Annotated in this window: 19 protein-coding genes and 1 pseudogene; 6 read left to right on the plus strand and 14 right to left on the minus strand. The window is 69.6% G+C overall.

Going from position 1 to position 19,378, the window contains the following annotated elements; translation table 11 throughout:
- Positions 1–12 precede the first annotated feature (12 nt).
- The 3 genes from ACQEXA_RS07185 to ACQEXA_RS07195 are packed head-to-tail and all read right to left on the minus strand — an operon-like array spanning position 13 to position 2,230.
- A complete protein-coding gene (locus ACQEXA_RS07185; RefSeq protein ID WP_432936045.1) occupies positions 13–819 on the minus strand; it encodes an acetoacetate decarboxylase family protein in 807 nt (268 codons plus the stop codon).
- Between the two features lie 11 nt (positions 820–830).
- Positions 831–2,039 (minus strand): NAD(P)/FAD-dependent oxidoreductase, encoded by a 1,209-nt coding sequence (locus tag ACQEXA_RS07190; protein WP_432936043.1) that lies wholly within the window; start codon positions 2,037–2,039, stop codon positions 831–833.
- A gap of 2 nt (positions 2,040–2,041) precedes the next feature.
- The gene (locus ACQEXA_RS07195) at positions 2,042–2,230 is read right to left on the minus strand and encodes a ferredoxin (protein WP_432936040.1); all 189 of its coding nucleotides are present in this window, start codon (positions 2,228–2,230) and stop codon (positions 2,042–2,044) included.
- Between the two features lie 345 nt (positions 2,231–2,575).
- Here ACQEXA_RS07195 and ACQEXA_RS07200 point away from each other — a divergent pair, with 345 nt between their 5' ends.
- Together ACQEXA_RS07200 and ACQEXA_RS07205 are read left to right on the plus strand one after the other, a co-directional pair.
- Positions 2,576–3,940 carry a glutamine synthetase family protein gene (locus tag ACQEXA_RS07200; protein ID WP_432936037.1) on the plus strand — a complete coding sequence of 455 codons (1,365 nt, stop codon included), beginning with the start codon at positions 2,576–2,578 and terminating at the stop codon, positions 3,938–3,940.
- 16 nt (positions 3,941–3,956) lie between these two features.
- The gene (locus ACQEXA_RS07205) at positions 3,957–5,237 is read left to right on the plus strand and encodes a cytochrome P450 (RefSeq protein ID WP_433129108.1); all 1,281 of its coding nucleotides are present in this window, start codon (positions 3,957–3,959) and stop codon (positions 5,235–5,237) included.
- Between the two features lie 66 nt (positions 5,238–5,303).
- Here the strand turns inward: ACQEXA_RS07205 and paaI are convergent, their stop codons facing one another.
- The 5 genes from paaI to ACQEXA_RS07230 all read right to left on the minus strand — a co-directional run bounded on the left by paaI (position 5,304) and on the right by ACQEXA_RS07230 (position 9,325).
- Positions 5,304–5,732 carry a hydroxyphenylacetyl-CoA thioesterase PaaI gene (gene paaI / locus ACQEXA_RS07210; protein WP_433129110.1) on the minus strand — a complete coding sequence of 143 codons (429 nt, stop codon included), beginning with the start codon at positions 5,730–5,732 and terminating at the stop codon, positions 5,304–5,306.
- A gap of 115 nt (positions 5,733–5,847) precedes the next feature.
- The gene (locus ACQEXA_RS07215; RefSeq protein WP_433129112.1) at positions 5,848–7,179 is read right to left on the minus strand and encodes an enolase C-terminal domain-like protein; all 1,332 of its coding nucleotides are present in this window, start codon (positions 7,177–7,179) and stop codon (positions 5,848–5,850) included.
- 112 nt (positions 7,180–7,291) lie between these two features.
- Positions 7,292–7,678, minus strand: coding sequence for a PPOX class F420-dependent oxidoreductase (locus tag ACQEXA_RS07220; RefSeq protein ID WP_432936028.1), 387 nt, complete (start codon positions 7,676–7,678; stop codon positions 7,292–7,294).
- Positions 7,679–7,779: 101 nt separating this feature from the next.
- The gene (locus ACQEXA_RS07225) at positions 7,780–8,421 is read right to left on the minus strand and encodes an HAD family acid phosphatase (protein ID WP_360993510.1); all 642 of its coding nucleotides are present in this window, start codon (positions 8,419–8,421) and stop codon (positions 7,780–7,782) included.
- A gap of 157 nt (positions 8,422–8,578) precedes the next feature.
- The gene (locus ACQEXA_RS07230) at positions 8,579–9,325 is read right to left on the minus strand and encodes a type 1 glutamine amidotransferase domain-containing protein (RefSeq protein ID WP_432936026.1); all 747 of its coding nucleotides are present in this window, start codon (positions 9,323–9,325) and stop codon (positions 8,579–8,581) included.
- A 176-nt stretch (positions 9,326–9,501) separates the two neighbouring features.
- On the opposite strand from ACQEXA_RS07230, the pseudogene ACQEXA_RS07235 reads away from it, so the two are divergent.
- The 3 genes and pseudogenes from ACQEXA_RS07235 to ACQEXA_RS07245 all read left to right on the plus strand — a co-directional run.
- A pseudogene (locus tag ACQEXA_RS07235) lies at positions 9,502–9,696 on the plus strand (hypothetical protein); the annotation flags it as partial.
- Entirely contained in the window at positions 9,696–9,875 is a 180-nt protein-coding gene (locus ACQEXA_RS07240) for a hypothetical protein (RefSeq protein ID WP_433134829.1), read from the plus strand. The pseudogene ACQEXA_RS07235 and the gene ACQEXA_RS07240, both read left to right, overlap by 1 nt.
- Before the next feature lie 116 nt (positions 9,876–9,991).
- On the plus strand, positions 9,992–11,398 hold the full coding sequence (locus ACQEXA_RS07245; RefSeq protein WP_432936024.1) for a S1 family peptidase: 1,407 nt from the start codon (positions 9,992–9,994) through the stop codon (positions 11,396–11,398).
- A 176-nt stretch (positions 11,399–11,574) separates the two neighbouring features.
- Here ACQEXA_RS07245 and ACQEXA_RS07250 read toward each other — a convergent pair whose 3' ends face one another.
- A complete protein-coding gene (locus ACQEXA_RS07250; RefSeq protein WP_359404622.1) occupies positions 11,575–11,760 on the minus strand; it encodes a hypothetical protein in 186 nt (61 codons plus the stop codon).
- Between the two features lie 332 nt (positions 11,761–12,092).
- Here ACQEXA_RS07250 and ACQEXA_RS07255 point away from each other — a divergent pair, with 332 nt between their 5' ends.
- Positions 12,093–13,313, plus strand: a complete 1,221-nt coding sequence (locus tag ACQEXA_RS07255) for an RNA-guided endonuclease InsQ/TnpB family protein (protein WP_433129114.1) — start codon at positions 12,093–12,095, stop codon at positions 13,311–13,313.
- A 67-nt stretch (positions 13,314–13,380) separates the two neighbouring features.
- Here the strand turns inward: ACQEXA_RS07255 and ACQEXA_RS07260 are convergent, their stop codons facing one another.
- From ACQEXA_RS07260 to ACQEXA_RS07280, 5 genes are all read right to left on the minus strand, one after another.
- Positions 13,381–14,076, minus strand: a complete 696-nt coding sequence (locus ACQEXA_RS07260) for a L,D-transpeptidase family protein (protein WP_433129116.1) — start codon at positions 14,074–14,076, stop codon at positions 13,381–13,383.
- A 518-nt stretch (positions 14,077–14,594) separates the two neighbouring features.
- A complete protein-coding gene (locus tag ACQEXA_RS07265; RefSeq protein ID WP_432936018.1) occupies positions 14,595–15,959 on the minus strand; it encodes a GH1 family beta-glucosidase in 1,365 nt (454 codons plus the stop codon).
- Between the two features lie 29 nt (positions 15,960–15,988).
- Positions 15,989–16,828, minus strand: a complete 840-nt coding sequence (locus ACQEXA_RS07270) for a carbohydrate ABC transporter permease (RefSeq protein WP_359404651.1) — start codon at positions 16,826–16,828, stop codon at positions 15,989–15,991.
- 52 nt (positions 16,829–16,880) lie between these two features.
- Positions 16,881–17,879 carry a carbohydrate ABC transporter permease gene (locus tag ACQEXA_RS07275; RefSeq protein ID WP_361826148.1) on the minus strand — a complete coding sequence of 333 codons (999 nt, stop codon included), beginning with the start codon at positions 17,877–17,879 and terminating at the stop codon, positions 16,881–16,883.
- Between the two features lie 14 nt (positions 17,880–17,893).
- Positions 17,894–19,210, minus strand: coding sequence for an ABC transporter substrate-binding protein (locus ACQEXA_RS07280; RefSeq protein ID WP_432936015.1), 1,317 nt, complete (start codon positions 19,208–19,210; stop codon positions 17,894–17,896).
- Positions 19,211–19,378: the final 168 nt, after the last annotated feature.

The raw sequence follows: 19,378 nt of genomic DNA on the forward strand, positions 1-19,378 counted from the left end.
CTGCGGGGGTGTTCACTCGGCGCCGGACGTCCCGGACTCCAGCAGGCGACCGCCGTCCCACACCACGCCGACCTGGCGGTAGTAGGCGGCGATCGGCTCGTGGATCTCCAGCCGGGCCAGCTCCTCGGTGGGTGCCTCGAACAGCTCCAGCTCGGCGTCCCCGACCCACGGCGTGCCGCCTTCGAAGGAGGCGGCACCGGACTCGATCAGTTCGTCGAGGGCGAGGCCCTTGCCCTTCTCGATGGACGGCAGCCAGCGGTGGTGCGCCATGGGGTGCCCATTGACGAACCCATTGGTCGCCGACGGCTCCCTCAGGGTCACCACCGCCTGGGCGAGCCGCCGGTCGCCGGCCGCGAGGGTGGCGCCGAAGCGGGCGCCCGCCTCGATGCGCGGCGCCGGCCCGTACGAGTGCGGGCGGGTCTGGTGGATCGAGCCGAGCTTCTTCGGGTAGCCCTGGTGCAGTCCCCGCGCGATCGCGAAGTCCTTGTCGACCCAGATGTGAACGCACCGCGAGTACGTCTGTCCCCGGTACCTGCACCGCACGACCGCGAAGGCCTCCTTGTACTGGGAGCGCACCGGGTCGAGCAGTTCCTCCCCCGATGCCGAACAGGACTGCCAGTCGGCCCAGATCAGCGCCACGGCACCCGGATCGTCCTCGGCCAACCCCAGTGGCTCCGGCAGCAGTTCGCGAACGCGCGCGGGGTCGGTGCGGTACTCGACGGTGAGCAGGTCGCCCGAGTAGCGCCACGGGGGCGAGGGAATCAGCGACGAGGCGCCGGTCGCCGACTTGGGGTGGAAGTAACCGCGGACGGTGGTCATGTCGGGGTTCCTTAGGCGGTGAGGGCGGGCTGCTGGAGCAGTTCGGCTCGGTGGCGGGCGGCGGCGGACGCGGCGGCCTGGCCGCCGAGGGCGACGACGCCCACCAGCCGGCCGCCGGAGTGGTAGCCGACGAGGACGTCGCCGTCCGGGTCTCCGTCCAGGACGCGGACGTCGTCCTTGCCGAGCACCGGCGCGCCGAAGGACTGGAGGCGGAAGTCGTGCTGGTCGCTCCAGAAGGTGGGAAGCGGGGAGAAGGGGGCCGCGACGGCCTCGGTCCCGGTGAGATGGGCGACGAGGACCTTCGCCGCGTGCTTCGCGGTGTCGGTAGGGATGCTCCAGTGCTCCACGCGGCGGGGCACGCCGTCGTAGCGCGCATTGGGGAAACGGGCCACGTCGCCGACCGCCACGATCGCGGGGCGGCCCCCGACGCGCAACTGCTCGTCGGTCAGCACACCGTCGCTCAGATCGAGGCCGTTGCCCTCCAGCCATTCCGTGTTGGCGATCGAGCCGACCGACTCGACGACCACATCCGCGGACAGCACGGTCCCGTCGCTCAGCACGACGCCGGTGACCCGGTCCTCACCCTCGAAGCCGGCGACACCCGTGCCGAGCGCGAAGCGCACTCCCCGCCTCTCGTGCCGCTCGAGCAGGGCGCGGGCGAGAAGTTCACCGAGTGGGCCCACCATCGGCAGGGGCAGCGGATCGACGACGGTCACCTCGGCGGCCCCGAGGCCGAGTGCGGTGGCGGCGACCTCGCAGCCGATGAAACCCGCGCCCACCACGACCACGCGTACGCCGGGCCGGGTCAGTGCGTCCCGCAGCCCCTGGGCGTCGGCGATGGTGCGGACGGTGTGGCGGCCCTGGAGCGGACCGGGGCAGCGCAGCCGCCGGGGCCGCATGCCGGTGGCGACGACGAGGCCGTCGTAGGGGAGCGTCTCGCCCCCGCCGAGCTCGACGGTCCGCTCCCGGAGGCGGGCCGCGACGACCCTCGTGCCGAGGCGCCAGTCCACGTCCGCCACGCTCCCGCGCGGGCGGAAGGCCAGGGACTCGAAGGGCGCCTTGCCGGCGAGGACTTCCTTGGACAGCGGGGGCCGGTTGTACGGCATGTGGGGCTCGTCCCCGACGATCGTGATCGCCCCGGTCCAGCCGGCGCCTCGCAGCTGCTCGGCGGCGCGCAGGCCGGCCATGGAGGCGCCGGCCACGACGATGCGGGCGCTCATGCTCAGGCCTCGATCCGGATGGCCTGGAGCGGGCAGACGTCGGCGGCCTCCTCGACCTCCTCGCGGAGCGCGTCGTCCGGGTCGCTGACGTAGGCGAGACGCCCGTTCTCGTCGAGCTGGAAGACGTCGGGCGCCGCGAAGACGCACTGGCCGTGGTCCTGGCACTTGTTCATGTCGACGACGACCTTCATGGCCGGTCCTCCTGGTGGTGAGGGCGTCGGAGCGGGGATACGCGAAAGGGAGAGGGGCCCGGCTGGGGGCCGGGCCCCGGCCACAGGGGTGCGGATGACCGCACCCCCAACTCGTTTGGCTTCAAACAACATAGAAAGCGGCCGGACCCTGGTCAATAGCTATCCGGATGGATAAATTTTTGAGACCGCCCCCTTGCGGGAAAGCGACGGGCGTTCCTACCGTTTGACATCAAACGACTGCGTCGGGGCTCTCCACTGCCGACCCCGCATCGACGCCCGCCACCCCCAGGCCTTCTAGGGCCGGGAGGGGCCGCCCCCCTTTTTCGTCCGCCCGAGGAGACATCGGTGAGCGCATCCGACACCCCACCCGTCCGCCGGCACCAGGACCGGCTCGCCGCAGAGGGCATCGATGTGGTCCGGGTGACCTACCCCGACCTGATCGGCACCGACCGTGGCCGCGACGTCCTGCTGGAACATCTGCCCTCGGCGTGCGAGCACGGACTCGCCTTCTGCAAGGCCGTCTACCACACCAGCCCGCAGGGCGATGTCGTGCCGGTCCCGGGCGGACTGGACGCCGGCCTGCCCGACGTCTGCGTACGGCCCGACCTCGACACGCTCGTCCCCCTGCCCTGGGAACCAGGGGTCGCCTCCTGTCTGGGCGACGTCACGGACCCGGCCACCGGGCTCCCCGCCCCCGAATCCCCCCGCGACCTGCTGCGCACGGTCCTCGCCCGGTGCGCCGAGCACGGACTGCGGCCGGTGGTCGGCCCGGAGCTGGAGTACTTCCTGTGCGACCCGGCACCCGACTCGCCCCGGGGCTGGCGCCGCTACACCGACGCGCTCGGCTGCGTCTACACCACCGGGCTGCGCGCCGACCCCGACAACCACCTGCTGCGCGTCCTGCGGCTGCTGCGCGACCTCGGCATCGGCGTCAGCAACGGCAACCACGAATTCGACGGCGCCCAGTTCGAGATCAACCTGACCCACACGGGCGCCATGGAGGCCGCCGACCGGGCCTTCCGCTTCAAATCGGCGGTCAAGGAGCTGGCACGCAAGGAGGGCAGACTCGCCACCTTCATGGCGAAACCCTTCAACGACGCGGGCGGCTCGGGTTTCCACCTCCATCTGTCGTGCGAGGCCGATGACGTCGAAGGCGTCCGCAACGCCTTCGACGACCCCTCCGGCGCATACGGCCTGTCCGCCACCGCGCGCCATGCCGTGGCCGGCATCCTGGACCACGCGCCGGCGCTCGCCGCGCTGGCCAACCCGACCGTCAACTCCTACAAGCGCTTCGGGCCCGACACCCTCGCACCCTGGCTGATCGACTGGGGCCTGGACAACCGCAGCGCCATGGTCCGCATCCCGCCCGAGCGCGGCGCGGGCGCCCGTCTGGAGGTACGGCTCGGTGACGCCAGCGCCAACCCCTATCTGCTGATCGCCGGGACCGTCGCGGCCGCGCTCCTCGGCGTCCTGGCCGGCGAAGAGCCCCCGGCACCGCTGGAGGGCTACGGCTACGACACGGCCAGGTCCGCCATGCTGCCCACGAGCCTGCCCGCCGCGCTCGACGCGCTGGAGGCGGACACCGCCCTCACCGACGTCCTCGGCAAGGGCTTCACCACTTCTTTCCTTTCCTACAAGCGGGACGAGGTCGAGCGCTTCGGGCGGCACGTCACCGACTGGGAGTTCACCGAGTACGCCTACCACCTGTGATGTCCGGGAGCCATCGATGACCGAAACCCTCGCCACCGTCAACGAGCCGATGCCGCTCGAGGATGTGGACCTCGCCGACCTCGACAACTTCACCGACGGGGTGACTCCCTGGCGGATGTTCCACACTCTGCGCCACCAGGACCCGGTGCACTGGCAGCCGGAGGAGGCGCCCAACTCCGGTTTCTGGGCGCTGACCCGGCACGAGGACATCGCCCGGGTGGACCGCGACGCGGAGACCTTCACCTCGACCAGGTTCGTCAATCTCGAGGAACTCGACGACGACCAGATCAAGAAGCGGGCGTCCATCCTGGAGCTGGACGGCGTCCGCCACCGTGCGCTGCGCAGTCTGATTCAGCGTCAGTTCGGTGCGAGCGTCATCAACAGCTACACCGAGTTCCTGCGCGGTCTGACGGCGAAGACGCTGGACGCGGCCTTGGCCAAGGGCCGATTCGACTTCGTCAAGGAGGTGTCCGCCGACTTCCCCATCAACGTGCTGGCCCGGCTGCTGGACGTACCGCCGGAGGACAACCAGCAGCTCATCGACTGGGGCAACCGCATCATCGGCAACACCGACCCCGACTACGCCGACGTCCTGCTGCACAGCGAGGAGAGCGAGAAGTACCGCGACCTGCCCTTCCGCTCCCCCGCCTCGCTCGAAGTCTTCGAGTACGGACGGGAGCTGGCCCGCAAACGGCGCGGGGGCGACGGAACCGACCTGGTCTCGCGACTTGTGAACCAGACCCCGCGCGACGGAGTCCCGCTGTCCGCGCAGGACTTCGACAACTACTTCCTGCTGCTGGTCGTGGCCGGCAACGAGACCACACGGCACACCATCACCCACTCGATGCTGGCCCTGATCCAGCACCCCGAGCAGCTCGCCCGGCTCAAGGAGGACCCCTCCCTGATCCCGACGGCGGTCGAGGAGTTCCTGCGCTGGGCTTCGCCGGTGTACCACTTCCGCCGCACCGCGACCCGCGACACCGAAGTCGGCGGCAAGCGGATCAAGGAGGGCGACAAGGTCGTCATGTGGTACGCGTCCGGCAACCGTGACGAGAAGGTCTTCGGCAACCCGTACGACTTCGACGTCACCCGGCAGAACAACGACCACGTCACCTTCGGCAAGGGCAGCCCGCACCTGTGCCTGGGCAACCTGCTCGCCCGTACCGAGATCCGGATCATGTTCGAGGAACTGATCCCGCGTCTGGCGGACATCCGTCTCACCGGCGAGGTCCCCCGGGTGCGGTCCAACTTCGTCAACGGGATCAAGCACCTGCCGGTCGAGGTCACCCTCGCCTGAGCGGGAGGCGCACCGCCGGGAGGTCGGCCACGACGTCCCGGCGGTGACCCCCGGGCCCGGGCGGCCTCACTCCCCCCTCGCCCCGGGAGCCGGCACCGTGCGCAGACTGCGGCTGCGGCCGCGGAACTCGGCGATCAGCTCGTCACCGCGCAGGACGCTGACGTCGTAGATGCCGCTGCGCCCGAACCGGGTGCGTTCGCGCGCCGTGGCGACGAGCACATCGCCCTCGTGGGCCGGGGCCACGAAGTCGATGTCGGCCGCGGCGGCGACCGTCACGGGGCCGTGGCTGTTGCAGGCACAGGCGAAGGCGGTGTCCGCGAGGAGGAAGAGATAGCCGCCGTGGGCGATCCCGTGACCGTTGACCATGTCCGATGTCACGGTCATGCGCAGCACAGCGGTCCCGCGGCCGCCCTCCAGCAGCTCGATGCCGAGCCGCCGCGAGGCCTTGTCCTCGGCGAACATGGCCTCCGCCGCGGAGTCCGGCGCAGATGACATCCCACTCACCACCCCAGGTACCGAACGAACATTCGGTCAGCATAGTCGACCAGGCCGCCCGCGACCCGGCGGATGCCGCGTTCTCCCCCGGGCGCGAGGGACCCTGCCGTGCGGGCTACGGCCGCACCAGGCAGGGCCGCTTGCTGTCGAAGGCCCACCCCTGGACGAGATACTGCATGCCCACGGCGTCGTCGCGGTCCGACAGCGCCTTGCGCAGGTAGAGATCGTGGGCGGCCATGAGCCGGTCCCGGTCGAGCCGCACACCGAGGCCGGGTGTGTCGGGAACGGCGACCTGGCCGCCGGTGATCCGCGGCGGCTCGGCGGTGAGGCGCTCCAGCCCCTCCTGCCAGATCCAGTGCGTGTCCAGCGCGTTGTACTCGCCGGGGGCCGCGGCTCCGCAATGGGCCATCATGGCCAGGGAGATGTCGAAGTGGTTGTTGGAGTGGCAACCCCACGTCAGCCCCATGGCGTTGCACAACTGGGCCACTCTCACCGACCCCTGCATGGTCCAGAAGTGCGGATCGGCGAGCGGGATGGAGACGGACTGGAGCGCCAGCGCGTGGGTGAGCTGGCGCCAGTCGGTCGCGATCATGTTGGTGGCCGTGGGCAGCCCCGTGGCCCGGCGGAACTCCGCGAGGATCTCCCGGCCGGAGTAGCCGCCCTCGGCTCCGCAGGGGTCTTCGGCGTAGGCGAGGGTGCCGACGAGCGGACGGCACAGCTCGACGGCATCCCGCAGGGACCACGCGCCGTTCGGGTCGAGGGTGATCCGGGCCTCGGGAAAGCGCTTCTTGAGCGCGCGGACCGCCTCGACCTCCTCCCCGCCCGGCAGGACACCGCCCTTGAGTTTGAAGTCCCTGAATCCGTAGTGGTCCTGGGTGGCCTCGGCCTGCCGGACGATCGCCTCGGGGGTGAGCGCCTCCTCGCGGCGGATCCGGTACCAGTCCACGGAGGCGTCGGGTTCGCGGACGTACTCCAGGTCCGTGCGGTCGGGGTCGCCGACGTAGAAGAGGTAGCCGAGGACGCGGACGGAGTCGCGCTGCTTCCCGTCGCCCAGCAGAGCGTCGACGGGCACCTCCAGATGCTGCCCGAGGAGGTCGAGCAGCGCCGACTCGACGGCGGTGACCGCGTGCACCGTCGTGCGCCGGTCGAAGGTCTGCTCGCCGCGGCCGCCGGAATCCCGGTCGGCGAACCGGTCGCCCATCGCGCGCAGGACGCGTCGGTAATCGCCCACACGCGCACCGACGACCAGCGGTTCGGCCTCGCGCAGGGTACGCGTGATCCCTTCCCCGCCGGGGACCTCGCCCAGTCCGGTACGCCCTTCGGAGTCCTCGACGACAACGACGTTGCGGGTGAAGTAGGGGCCGTGGGCGCCGGAGAGGTTGAGCGCCATGGAGTCCCGGCCGGCGACCGGGTACACGGAGAACGAGGTGACGACCGGTTGGCTCATATCGTCCTCACATGCAGATGCCGTCTACCCATGTAGACAGACATTAGATGGAGGAACCAGCGAGGTCAATGGGCGCCGATGATCGTCGCGACGCCCGCTCAGCCGGGTGGTGTCAGGATGTCGGCGTCACCCGGATACCGACCGTCCCCTGCTCACCCCTCCGCAGCCGGCTGCCCAGGAGGGTGAGGCGGCCGAGGATGCCGTACTTGCGCGCGATCAGCTGCCGGTAGCGGGCCGTGGCGGGGGCGTCGGTCAACTCGGCGATGGCCGGGACCTGATCGCCGGTCGGATTGCCGCGCACGTCGCAGGGCCCCACGAGGACATCGGCGCGGGCCCGGATCCGCTTGACCTTCCAGGAGTCCGCGGTGGTCCACACACCGAGCGCGTCACCGTCCCGCACCACCCAGACCGGGGTGGTGACCCCGGTGCCGTTCTTGCGGTAACTGGTGATCAGCAGATATTTGCCCGTCGCGAGCCGGTCCAGGGAGGCATCGTCCATGGGTCGCAAGTCTAGGCACCTCGCGGCCCGGCACGGCATCGTACGGGGGCGCCGGTACGGGTGTACGGCCGTACCGGCGCCGGGATACGCGGAGAGCAGCGTCAGGACAGCCGGCCGCCGTAGTCGGGCAGCTTGTAGGTACGTTCGGCGTGGCCGCCGACCAGGTCGCTGTCGTTGTTGCCGACGTTGGCGATGATCGTGTAGCCCTTCGCCTCGATCTCCGCGCGCTTGGCGGTCTTGTACGCGCTGACCTCGTCGAACAGGTCCGGCAGGTCACGCACGTACAGCCCGTCGACCGGGTAGCCCACGGCCTTGAGGTTCCACTCGGTGAGTTCCTCGATGATGCCGGGGCGCGCGGTGACGAAGAAGACGGAGACGCCGCGGGACTTGGCGTACTTGGCCAGGTCCAGCGAAGGCTTCACCGCCGGAGTGGGCAGCTGGTACCAGGGGTGGAAGTACGTCTCCAGCGTGGTGTTGTCGATGTCGAAGACGATCGCGAGCTTCTGCCCGGCGGCGTTCGCGGTGCGCTGCTGGACGTACGGCCGCGCCTGGTCGATGACGGCCTTCACGTCCGCCTGCCAGGTGGCGTAGTCGACGGCGGAGGCCTGTGCCGCCGCCACGCTCACGGTGGTCTTGGCGGGAGCCGCCGAAGCCGTCTGCGCGGCGGCGACCGTGCCGCCGATGCTCAGCGCCACGACCGCCGATACCGCGCCGATCCGGCGCCCCACACCCGGTCTTGTCATGCCGGTCCCTTCTCTCGCGTCCAACTCGCTTCAGATCGACGGCAGTTCCTCGACCGCCGCCGCGCCCGGCATGTTCACGTCCAAGAGTGGACGACAGACCACAGAGAAGTTACTCCCCGGTAGACAGTTACTCGCGAGTAGATCCGGACAGGGGCGCTCACCTGGCCAGAAGGGCCAGGAACCGCCGTGCGAAGAGATAAGCGTCACCCGGCCAGCGGGCGGAGAGGTAGCGGCCGTCCTCCACCACGAACGCATGGCTGTCGTCGGTGGCGGTGCCGCGCCGGGTGAGCACGCGGGGCCCGCGCTCGAACCGGGCCCCCGGCCCGGTGAGCGCCGAGCGCACCTCGTCCTCCACGTACGCCGGGTACGTGCGGTAGTAGCGGCCAAGACGCCAGGCTGTGGTGAGGTACGCGGTGCGCTCCATGTACTTCGGCAGACAGGTCGTACGGCGGCCGGCCAGCACGCTGCGCCCGGTTCCGCCGTCAGGCGTCCGCGCAAGGACCAGGACGCCGTGGCAGATCGCACCGACCGGCCGCTCGAGCGCCCAGAACCGGGCGACCTGCCGCCGCAGTTCGCCGGAGCCGAGGTACTGCCGCATGCCGGGAGCGTGACCGCCCGGCAGCAGCAGCCCGTCGAACTCCGTGACGTCCAGATCCGCCCAGGACACCGTGGCCGCGAACTCCGGCGCCCGCGTGAGCTCTTCGTAGAACCGTACGGGTTCCGGCGCGGCGCCGAGCCGGCCGAACAGCACTCCCGTCAGCAGTCGGGGATCGGCGGCCGGACGGGTGCCGGCCCGCTCCGTCGCGAGGACGACCTGGTGGCCGGCATCGGTCAGCAGCCGCCAGGGCACCGCGACCTCGGTGACGTCGAAGTCGTGGTCCGGCACCGGCATCAGTACGCGCATGCGCTCATCATGGCAGGGTGGTCTCGTGTCCATGACAGCACGACCCGCCGCACGGAGACGGTTCGCCGGCCGTCCGGTGCGGGATGATCCTCATGGGACACGAGGCAGGGGGCGATGCGGTGACCTTCAGTCGCGGGAGCGTGGCCGGTACGCAGGCGGCGGAACGGCCGCTGGAGGTGGCCTGCGACGAGTCGGGGTCGGACGGCGAGAACCTCACCAGCGGGAACACCGATGTCTTCGCGCATGCCAGTGTCCATGTGCCCCTGTCCGCCGCGGCCGCGCACGTCCAGGAGATCCGTGACCGGATCCGGTCTCCCGCGGAGGAGTACAAGGCGAACCACCTGCTCCGGCAGAAGCACCGATCGGTGCTGTGCAACTCGCCGACTTCCTCGCCGGGATCGCCCGGAAGATCGCCTCGGACGAGCTGAACGGACGAGGTGATCCCACGCTGACCGCGCTGTTGCGGCCGTACGTGGAGGGGGACTCGATGTGGAGCGACGAGCGCAGCGGCGTGCTGCTGGGGCCGTTCTCGGCATCGCCCACAGGGTGAGTTCCACGGCTCCTCGCTGAACACCCCGGCGCGGCCGCACGTATGGAGTGGAGGCGCTCGACGACCGGAGTGCCCCGCGGTGGTGACGCCGTGCGTTCGCAGTTCGGGAGCCATGGATGAGGCATGCACGACGACGGATGGTCCGGCGGGGGGCACGCATCGCGGCGGCCGGCGGAGTGCTCCTGGGAGGACTGATGGTCACCCAGGCTCTGGCCGCCGAACCGTCCGGCGCGCAGACTCCCGACAGCACATCGGTGCAGGTCGCCTCACGGACGGGTGCCGAACTGCTGGCAGGGCTCGGCACCTCGCGCACAGCGGGCAGCTGGGTGGCCTCCGACGGCACACCCGTCGTGGCCGTGACCAACCGTGCCGCGGCCTCCCGCGTCACGGCGGCCGGGGCCCGGGCGAAGATGGTCGGCCACAGTATGGACCAGCTCAAGTCAGCCACGCAGGAGCTGAGTTCGGCGCCCAGGGTGGCCGGCACCGCCTGGGCTGTGGACTACCGGACCAACAAGGTCGTGGTGGAGGCCGACAGCAGCGTCTCCGCCTCAGACTGGTCCCGGATGACCCGACTCGCCGACGGCATCGGCGACTTCGTGCACATGGAGCGCACCCAGGGCAGATTCACCACCCGGGTGAACGGCGCGCAGCCCATCTTCTCGACCAGTGGCCGCTGTTCGGCCGGCTTCAATGTGACCAACGGCCAGAGCGAGTTCATCCTCACCGCCGGACACTGCGGGCCCGGCGGCACGCTCTGGTTCTCCGACAACACGGGCCGCACGCAGCTGGGCCGGACGGTGACATCGGAGTTCCCGGGCAACGGAGACTTCTCCCTCATCCGGTACGAGAACGGTCAGGAGACCCCCGGCGAGAACGTGGTGGCCATCGGCGGCGGTCGCGGTGTGCGCATCACGGCGTCCGGGGACCCGGTCGTCGGGCAGAAGGTCTTCCGCAGCGGCAGTACCAGCGGTCTGCGCGAGGGCGAGGTCACCGCGCTGGGCGCCACGGTCAACTATCCCGAGGGTACGGTCACCGGCCTCATCCAGACCACGGTGTGCGCCGAACCGGGAGACAGCGGCGGCCCGTTGTTCTCCGAGGGCATCGCGCTCGGGGTCACGTCGGGCGGCAGCGGAGACTGCCGGTCGGGCGGTACGACGTTCTTCCAGCCGGTGACGCAGGCGATGGCGGCGCTGGGTGTGCAGCTCACCGGGCAGTCGCCGGCGTCGGCGAGTGCGGGCGCCCAGACCTCGGGAGGTCCCGCGCCGTCCGCCTCGCCCGCGCAGGGTGCGGCCATCGTGCCCGGCTCGGCGGCTCCCGGCCCGGCGGCTCCCGGCGCGGTCCAGGGGGTCGGGGTCACCGGTGCCTCCGACGGCTTCGTGGCACGGCTCACCGACCCGCGGAACGTCGGGCCGGGCCTTCTCGTCATCGCGGGCAGCCTCGTCGCCCTGGTCGCCACCCGCTACATCCGCACGGAACAGGAGCGCAACGCCTACCGCCGCGCCTACTCCGGCACTTGGGGCTGAGGCTCCTCAGGCACGGGTGCGCAGCGCCGGCGCCCGTGCCTGAGCGGCGTCGGACGGCGTGCTAGGGCCGTTGCTGTTGAGAACGGCGGGTATCGAGGGAGACGGGGAGATCAGCGGATCTGCCGAGCCGTCGGTCTTCCGAAGCGGGGAGCTTCACGCAGCGACCGGGCGGGCCCTCACGCCGCTTGCGTCGGGTCCGGCGACGCCGCGGCCCATTCCTTGACGAGCCGCTCGTACTCCCGCCGCTCCTCCATGCTCAGCGTCCCGCCGCTCCGGAACCACAAGGCCCGGATCTCCTCGTTCACCTCGTCGGCGGAGCGTTCCGCCGCAGGTTGGGGAGTGGTGGACATGCCGTGAAGCATACGGGGCCCGGCGTGAAGGCGCTGTGAGTAATCAGGCATCTCCTGGCATTCCGGGCCGTGAAGCTGATCACTTCTCAGGAGGGAACAGGGACGCACCCACGTGGGTTGTACGTGGCCCGGCCGTGCACGAGGACGACCGGGCCGCGGGTTCACCGGCTTTCTCCGAGGATGCCCCGGCCTTCAGGCCGGGGAGGAATCGGACTCCTGCGGAGCAGGGCAGGGACAGCCGGATCGCCGTCAGGGCGATCCGGCGTCCACCCCGCACGGCCGTGATGCCGCCCACAACGGTCAAGAACTCTCAACTGTCAGTCCTCTCAGGTAGGTTCGGATGCATGACGACAGAAGCGACCACGAAGGACACCGGGCATGCCCGGTACACCTTCCGTGTACGCCTGTCGAAGACAGCCCGGCGCGCACTCGAAGCCGAGTGGGAGCGCTGCCGGTGGCTCTGGAATGAATGCGTGGCCAAGTCCAAGCAGGTCCACCGGCAGAGCAAGGAGTCCGGCGAGAAGCTGACGTGTGGTCCGGCGCAGTTGGACAGGATGCTGACTGAGGCGCGTCGGGTGATGCCGTGGCTGGCCGAGGGTGCCTCGGTGCCGCAGCAGCAGGTGATTCGGGACTTCGCCAAGTCGCGGGCGAAGGCGTTGAAGGACGTCAAGGACGGGCTTGCGCAGCACCGCCGGGCGGGAATGCCCCGCTTCAAGCGGAAGCGGGAGGCCAGGCCGAGCCTGAACTACACGAAGCGGGGTTTCCGTCTGAAGGACGGTCGTCTGCACCTTGCGGGCCAGATCGTGCTGAGCGTGGTGTGGTCGCGGGCTCTTCCGGCCGACCCGTCGAGTGTGCGCGTGTACCAGGACACGCTCGGGCACTGGTATGTGTCCTTCGTCGCCCCCGCGCAGAGCGAACCGCTTGCCCTCACGGGGCGGGTGCTCGGGGTGGACTGGGGTGTGAAGGAGACCGCGACCACCACGGATGACGCCTACGACCTTCCGCATGCCGAACACGGCAAGCGGTCCGCTCAGCGGCTCGCGAAGTACCAGCGGATGATGGCCCGGCGCCGGCGACCGAAAGGACAGCGTGCATCCACCGGCTACCGGAAGGCGCAGGCACAGGCAGCGAAGCTGCACAGGAAGATCGCGCGGCAGCGTGAGGACACCGGCCGCAAGTGGGCCAAGGCCGTCATGCGCGATCATGACGGAGTGGCGGTGGAGGACTTCCGCCCGAAGTTCCTCGCGAAGACCACCATGGCCCGCAAGGCGGCCGACGCGGCCATCGCGGCGACGAAGCGTGCCCTGCTCGAGATGGGCCGCAAGCACGCACGGGACGTCCGTCTCGTGCACCCGGCGCACACCACGATGGACTGCGCAACGTGCGGGGCGAGAACCAAGCACGCACTCCCTCTCTCGATGAGAACGTATGCCTGCACCGTGTGCGCAGCCGTGTCCCCCAGGGACAAGAACTCCGCCCGCGTGATGCTGGTCCGGGCAGGTTGGAACCCGGACGGTGCCGAGGGCGTAAGACCACCTGAGCCGCTGGCTCCGGTGGCAGCCTGAGCCGTACATCCCCGCTCAACCCTGGAGGGTGGAGAATCCCCTCCCTTCAGGGAGGGGAGCCTTCAAATCAGGTGCCCGGCTTGCGGCCGTACACGAACACGTCGTCGCCGACCTTGAGCAGCGACCAGTACTTCTTGGCGTCCGTCGTGGTCATGTTGACGCAGCCGTGGGAGCCCGGCGGGTTCCACATGCTGAGACCGACGGAGTGGAAGGCCTGGCCGCCGTCGAAGAACTGGCTGTACGGCATGGGCACGTGGTAAACGCTCGACACATGGTCGATGTCCCGCCAGTAGATCTTCTTCAGTCCGGTGCGGGTCTCGTAGCCGTTGCGGCCGGTGCGCACCGGGACCGGGCCGTAGACGAGCCGGCTGCCGTCCTGGATCCAGCTGAGCTGGAGCGTGAGGTTCACACACGCGATACGGCCCTTGTTGACGGGGCACTTCCCGTCCTTGTTGGGGTTCTTCCCGACGGCCTTCTGCTTGTTCATGAGGTCCATCACGCCCCAGGTGACGGGACCCGCGTAGCCGATGGCCGGGGTGATGCCGTGCTTGTTCTGGAAGGCCTGGATGGATTTGCAGTCGGCGGCGGACTGCTTGCCGTCGACCGGCCGGCCGAGGAACTTCTCGACCTGCTTCTGATACGGGCCGGTACTCGTGGTGCAACTCGCGGCACCCGCGGGCGCGGCGCTGAGTGCGAGTGTGAGCGGAGTCACCAATGCGGTGATGCCCAGTGCGACGGCTCCCCGTCTGCGTATGTCCCCCATGGCGGCCCTTTCGTCATCCGTGCGCGCCCCGAGCGGGGTGCTCTCCCCTGAGTAACAGGTTTCGTGTGATAGACCGGCACCGAGCCGCCCTGGTTGTAGCACGAATCACACTGCGACGAAACGGTGACATTCCACCGGGATCCCCCCTCCGCGGCGGTGAGCGGGGGCACACGTCGGCCCCCGGCCGTGGTAGGAGGCCGATACGGATCCGACCCCGGAGCGGGGAACAGGGTCGCGCTGATCGCCGGCACCATGCTGCCGGCCGGTGCGGCGGGCAGCGGAGTGGCAATGGTGAGCACCCCCGCCACAGCTCCCCCACCGGGCACAGCACCAGCACGGCCACGGGGACGACGTCTGGGGCGGCTGGGCCACTGGGGCGGCTACGGCTGGTACTGACACCCTCCGGGTCCACGACCGGGTGCCGGCCCGCGGCTCAGGGCGCGGACCGGCACCCGGCGTTGAGTACCGCTGCTGCCCGGGTGTGGCGCGGACGCGCGCCACACCCGGGCGAGCACGGCTCAGGCGGCCTTGTCGGCCCGGCCCCGGTGAGTGCGCACGATGTCCGCGTACCGGTACCCCGAGCCCTTGATCGTCCGAACCTGGGTGCGGTAGTCGACATGGACGAGTCCGAACCGCTTGTCGTAGCCGTACGCCCACTCGAAGTTGTCGAGCAGCGACCAGGCGAAATAGCCGGCCAGCGGGGCGCCCTTGCGGGCCGCCGAGGCGCAGGCCGCGAGGTGCCCGATCAGGTAGTCCTGGCGTTCGGGGTCGTCCACGGTGCCGTCGGGACGTACGACGTCGGGGAAGGAGGAGCCGTTCTCGGTGACGAACAGCCTGCGGGCGCCGTAGTCGTCGGTGAGGCGCAGCAGCAACGTCTCGATGCCGCTCGCGTCGATCTCCCAGTCCATGCCGGTGCGCGGCACTCCGGAGCGGCGCACCGAGCGGACGCGGGGAGCCGGACCGGCCGGGTCGTCGGCGACAGTGGCCGGGAAGTAGTAGTTCAGGCCCAGCCAGTCCAGCGGTGCGGCGATCGTCTCCAGGTCGCCGGAACGCTCGGGGAGTTCGACCCCGTAGACCTCGCGCATGTCCTCCGGGAAGCCGCGGCCGTGGACCGGGTCCAGCCACCAGCGGTTGACATGACCGTCCATGCGGTGGGCCGCGGCCTGGTCCTCGGGGCTGTCACTGGCGGCGTGCACGGTGGACAGGTTGTTGACGATGCCGACCCGGGCGTCCGGGGCGGCGGCGCGGATCGCCTGGACGGCGAGGCCGTGGCCGAGGAGCAGGTGGTAGGAAGCACGGATGGCGGCGGTCAGATCGGTGAGACCGGGGGCCATCTTGCCCTCGAGGTGTCCGATCCAGGCCGAGCACAGCGGTTCGTTGAGCGTCGCCCAGTGGGTGACGCGGTCGCCCAGCCGTTCGGCGACGACCGACGCGTAGGCGGCGAAGTGCTCGGCGGTCTCCCGCTCGGGCCAGCCGCCCCGGTTCTGGAGCACCTGCGGCAGGTCCCAGTGGTACAGAGTGACCGACGGGGTGATGCCGGCCTCCAGCAGGGCGTCGACCAACTCGTCGTAGAAGGCGAGCCCCTTGGGGTTCACCGGGCCGTCGCCACCGGGGACCACCCGGGGCCAGGCGATGGACAGCCGGTAGGCGTTGGTGCCGAGTTGCTTCATCAACCCGATGTCCTCGCGCCAGCGGTGGTAGTGGTCGCAGGCGACGTCGCCGTTGTCGTCACCTGCGATCTTTCCCGGGGTGTGCGAGAAGGTGTCCCAGATCGACGGCGAGCGGCCGTCCTCGTCGACGGCCCCCTCGATCTGGTACGCCGATGTGGCCGTGCCCCACAGGAAGTCGTGCGGGAGCGCGGCGAGGTCGATGCGTTCGGACACAGAAGTCCTCTCAGGAATAGGTGTGTCGGTCACTTCACGGCTCCGGCGGTGAGCCCGGTGACGAGGTAGCGCTGCAGCAGCAGGAAGCCCGCGACCACGGGGACGCTGACGACGAGCGAGGCGGCCATGATCTGGTTCCAGTAGACGTCGTTCAGCGTCGAGTAGCCCTGCAGGCCGACGGCGAGGGTGCGGGTGGTGTCGTTGGTCATCACGGAGGCGAAGAGCACCTCGCCCCAGGCGGTCATGAAGGCGTAGACGGCGACCGCGACGATGCCGGGGATCGCGGCCGGCACGACGATCCGGAAGAGCGCGCCGAGCGGTCCGCAGCCGTCCACCAGCGCCGCCTCGTCCAGATCGCGCGGCACCGAGTCGAGATACCCGATGAGCATCCAGATCGAGAACGGCAGAGAGAAGGTGAGATACGTCAGGATCAGCCCGCCGCGCGAGCCGAACAGGGCGATGCCGGTGGCGTTGCCGATGTTGACGTACAGCAGGAACAGCGGGAGCAGGAAGAGGATGCCCGGGAACATCTGGGTGGACAGCACGGTGACCGTGAAGACGCGCTTGCCCCGGAAGTCGTAGCGGCTGACGGCGTACGCCGAGAACACCGCGATCACCACCGAGCAGACGGTCGCCGCACCCGCCACGATCAGCGAGTTCATGAAGTACTTGGCCAGCGGGACCGTCGACCAGATGTCGATGTAGGGGCGGATCGTCAGGCCGCTCGGCAGCCAGCGGAACTTCCCCGACACATCCGCGAGCGGCTTCAGGGAGCTGGAGACCATCACGTAGACCGGTATCAGGACGAAGCCGGTGAGCAGCGTGAGGAAGATCCGCCGGGACCAGAGGAAGGAGCGCGGCGGGGCCATCGGCGACCGGGGCGCACTGGGCGTACGCGTCAGGCGCGGTGTCCGGATGGTGCTAGACATCGGCCGTCTTCCTTCCTCGGGAGGTCAGCAGCAGGTACACGCCCGTCACGACGAGCAGGAAGAGCAGCAGCAGCACGGACATGGCCGAGCCGGTGCCGAAGTTCCAGGTGACGAACGAGGCTTGGTAGATGTGGACCGAGATGAGGTCTGCTGCCTCGGGCGCGGCCCTGCCGAACAGGACGAACGGGGTGTTGAAGTCGTTGAACGTCCACAGGAACAGCACCAGGATCAGCACCTGGTTGACCGCGCGCAGCGACGGCAGGGTGATGCGGCGGATCTGCTGCCACATCCCGGCGCCGTCGAGGGCGGCCGCCTCGTACAGCTCCCTGGGAATGTTCTGCAGACCGGCCATGACGATGAGGAAGGCGAAGGGCCACCCCTTCCAGACGGACACGACGAGCAGGGCGATGAAGCTGTTGTCGCCGATGAGCCAGAACGACGGCTTGTCCGTGAGGTGCAGCTGGTCGTGCAGGACGTGGTTCACCAGGCCGTTGTCGTGCTGGAACATGAACACCCAGGTGATGACGGCGGCGTAGACGGGCAGCGCGTACGGCACGAGGAAGAGCGCGCGCAGCAGCCCGCGGCCGCGGAAGGCGTCCTGCATGTAGATCGCGGCCACGGTGCCGATCAGCCAGCACAGCCCCACCGACAGGAGGGTGAAGGCGACGGTGACGAGGAACGAGTGGAGCAGCGCGTCCCCCACGGGGGCGTTGAAGTCCACCGAGACCTTGTAGTTGTCCAGACCGGACCAGGGGGCGGTGCCCCAGTCGCGGATGTAGAACTGCGTGAGCTCCTTGAAGCTCATCACGATGCCGATCACCATCGGCACCAGATGGACCAGGAGTTCGAGGATCAGGGCGGGCAGGAGCAGCAGGTAGGGCAGTGCGATGCGGCGGATCCGCCCGGTGCGGCGCGGGCCGCGCGCCGCACCGGGGGAGCTCTTCCGTACCGTCCGCTCGCCAGGTTCGGCGGAGGCGGTCGTGGTGGTCATGGCTGTGTCCGCGCTCACTTCGCCGGCATCTGCTGCTGGGCCTTCTGGAGTGCCGCCTTCACCGACTCGGTGGTCACCGGCCGTCCAGCCGCGGCGTCGGCGAACAGTCCCTTGACGGCCGTGCCGACCGTCGTCTCGAACTGGGACTCGTCGGCGACCTGAGGCAGTGCGGCGGCGCTGGTGGCGAGGGTGTTCTTGAGCACGGCGTTCGCCGGGCTGTTGAACGCGGCGTCCGACTGGGCGTTCTTGACCGGCGGGATGGAGCTGTACGCGGTGTTGAGGATCTTCTGCTCCGCGTCGCTGGTCATGAACTTCACGAACTGCGTGGCGCCGTCGAGGTTGTGCGAGTTCTTGAAGACAGCCAGGTTGATTCCAGCCACCATCGAGTTGACGTTCGTGCCCGTCCCCGGGGTGCCGGACTGCACGGGCACCGGGGCGATGCCGTACGCGTCCTCGCTCATGCCCTGCGACTTGAGGTTGGCGGAGGCGGACTGCCACAGGAGGATCGCCGTCTTGCCCTTGGCGAAGTCGCTCACCGACTGGTTCTGCGCGTACTCGGCGTTGCCCTGCGGGATGACCTTGTCCTTGGCCATGAGATCGACGTACTGCTTGACCGCGGCGACCACTCCGTCGCTCGTGAAGTCGGCCTTGCCGTCCGCGGTGAAGAAGTCGGCGCCGTGCTGCTTGGCGAAGACGAAGACGTGGTGGATGTTCTCCGAGACGTTGGAGCCCTCGGCGCCGAGGACCTGCTTGCCCTTCTGCTGGATCTTCTTGCCGTCCGCGACCAGCTCGTTCCAGGTGGCCGGGGGCTGGGAGATGCCGGCGTCGCTGAAGATCTGCTTGTTGTAGTAGAGCGCGTATGCCATCGAGTACAGCGGTACCGCGGCCGGGTCCTTGCCCTGCGCGCCCGTGGAGCCGAGCGCCGAGTCGACGAAGCGGTCCTTTCCGCCGATCTTGTCGAAGTTCTTGGCGTCCCACGGCAGCAGCGCCCCGGTGGCCTGCAGGGAGGCGCTCCAGGTGTTGCCGATGTTCAGCACGTCGGGGCCCTGACCGGACGTGGTCGCGGTGAGGATTCGGTTCAGCAGGTCCGACCAGGGGACGACCTCCAGCTTGACCTTGATCCCGGTCTGCTTCTCGAACTTGTCGAGCTCGGGCTGGAGGACCTTCTTGTCGACCTCGATGCTGGCGCCTTGGTTGGAGGCCCAGTACGTGAGCGTCTTCGGCGAGTCGTTGGACCCGCCGTTCGTCGACGAACCGCCTCCGCAGGCCGAGGCGGCAAGGGCGAGAGACAAGGTGACGGCGCCTACGGCCGCGGCTCGGATACTGCGCATGGCTCCTGGTGTCCCTTTCCGGGAGTCGAAACCCAGAGGAAGGCTGCGGCAGCGGCACACGTGCGGCCCCCGAAGCTCCTCATGGCTTAATTTAGGACGTGAGTTAAACCTCAACGGGTAGGTACGTCAAGGGTTCTCACACCCCTCGCGGAATCCGGTTTCAACTCT

This window comes from Streptomyces sp. CA-106110 (assembly GCF_050936285.1).
Taxonomy (GTDB): domain Bacteria; phylum Actinomycetota; class Actinomycetes; order Streptomycetales; family Streptomycetaceae; genus Streptomyces.

What these genes read in the sequence shown, in the direction of transcription:
- ACQEXA_RS07185 (WP_432936045.1), bottom strand. Translation starts at nt 819, where the DNA reads ATGACCACCGTCCGCGGTTACTTCCACCCCAAGTCGGCGACCGGCGCC.
- ACQEXA_RS07190 (WP_432936043.1), bottom strand. Translation starts at nt 2,039, where the DNA reads ATGAGCGCCCGCATCGTCGTGGCCGGCGCCTCCATGGCCGGCCTGCGC.
- ACQEXA_RS07195 (WP_432936040.1), bottom strand. Translation starts at nt 2,230, where the DNA reads ATGAAGGTCGTCGTCGACATGAACAAGTGCCAGGACCACGGCCAGTGC.
- ACQEXA_RS07205 (WP_433129108.1), top strand. Translation starts at nt 3,957, where the DNA reads ATGACCGAAACCCTCGCCACCGTCAACGAGCCGATGCCGCTCGAGGAT.
- paaI (WP_433129110.1), bottom strand. Translation starts at nt 5,732, where the DNA reads ATGTCATCTGCGCCGGACTCCGCGGCGGAGGCCATGTTCGCCGAGGAC.
- ACQEXA_RS07215 (WP_433129112.1), bottom strand. Translation starts at nt 7,179, where the DNA reads ATGAGCCAACCGGTCGTCACCTCGTTCTCCGTGTACCCGGTCGCCGGC.
- ACQEXA_RS07220 (WP_432936028.1), bottom strand. Translation starts at nt 7,678, where the DNA reads ATGGACGATGCCTCCCTGGACCGGCTCGCGACGGGCAAATATCTGCTG.
- ACQEXA_RS07225 (WP_360993510.1), bottom strand. Translation starts at nt 8,421, where the DNA reads ATGACAAGACCGGGTGTGGGGCGCCGGATCGGCGCGGTATCGGCGGTC.
- ACQEXA_RS07230 (WP_432936026.1), bottom strand. Translation starts at nt 9,325, where the DNA reads ATGCGCGTACTGATGCCGGTGCCGGACCACGACTTCGACGTCACCGAG.
- ACQEXA_RS07245 (WP_432936024.1), top strand. Translation starts at nt 9,992, where the DNA reads ATGAGGCATGCACGACGACGGATGGTCCGGCGGGGGGCACGCATCGCG.
- ACQEXA_RS07250 (WP_359404622.1), bottom strand. Translation starts at nt 11,760, where the DNA reads ATGCTTCACGGCATGTCCACCACTCCCCAACCTGCGGCGGAACGCTCC.
- ACQEXA_RS07255 (WP_433129114.1), top strand. Translation starts at nt 12,093, where the DNA reads ATGACGACAGAAGCGACCACGAAGGACACCGGGCATGCCCGGTACACC.
- ACQEXA_RS07260 (WP_433129116.1), bottom strand. Translation starts at nt 14,076, where the DNA reads ATGGGGGACATACGCAGACGGGGAGCCGTCGCACTGGGCATCACCGCA.
- ACQEXA_RS07270 (WP_359404651.1), bottom strand. Translation starts at nt 16,828, where the DNA reads ATGGCCCCGCCGCGCTCCTTCCTCTGGTCCCGGCGGATCTTCCTCACG.
- ACQEXA_RS07275 (WP_361826148.1), bottom strand. Translation starts at nt 17,879, where the DNA reads ATGACCACCACGACCGCCTCCGCCGAACCTGGCGAGCGGACGGTACGG.
- ACQEXA_RS07280 (WP_432936015.1), bottom strand. Translation starts at nt 19,210, where the DNA reads ATGCGCAGTATCCGAGCCGCGGCCGTAGGCGCCGTCACCTTGTCTCTC.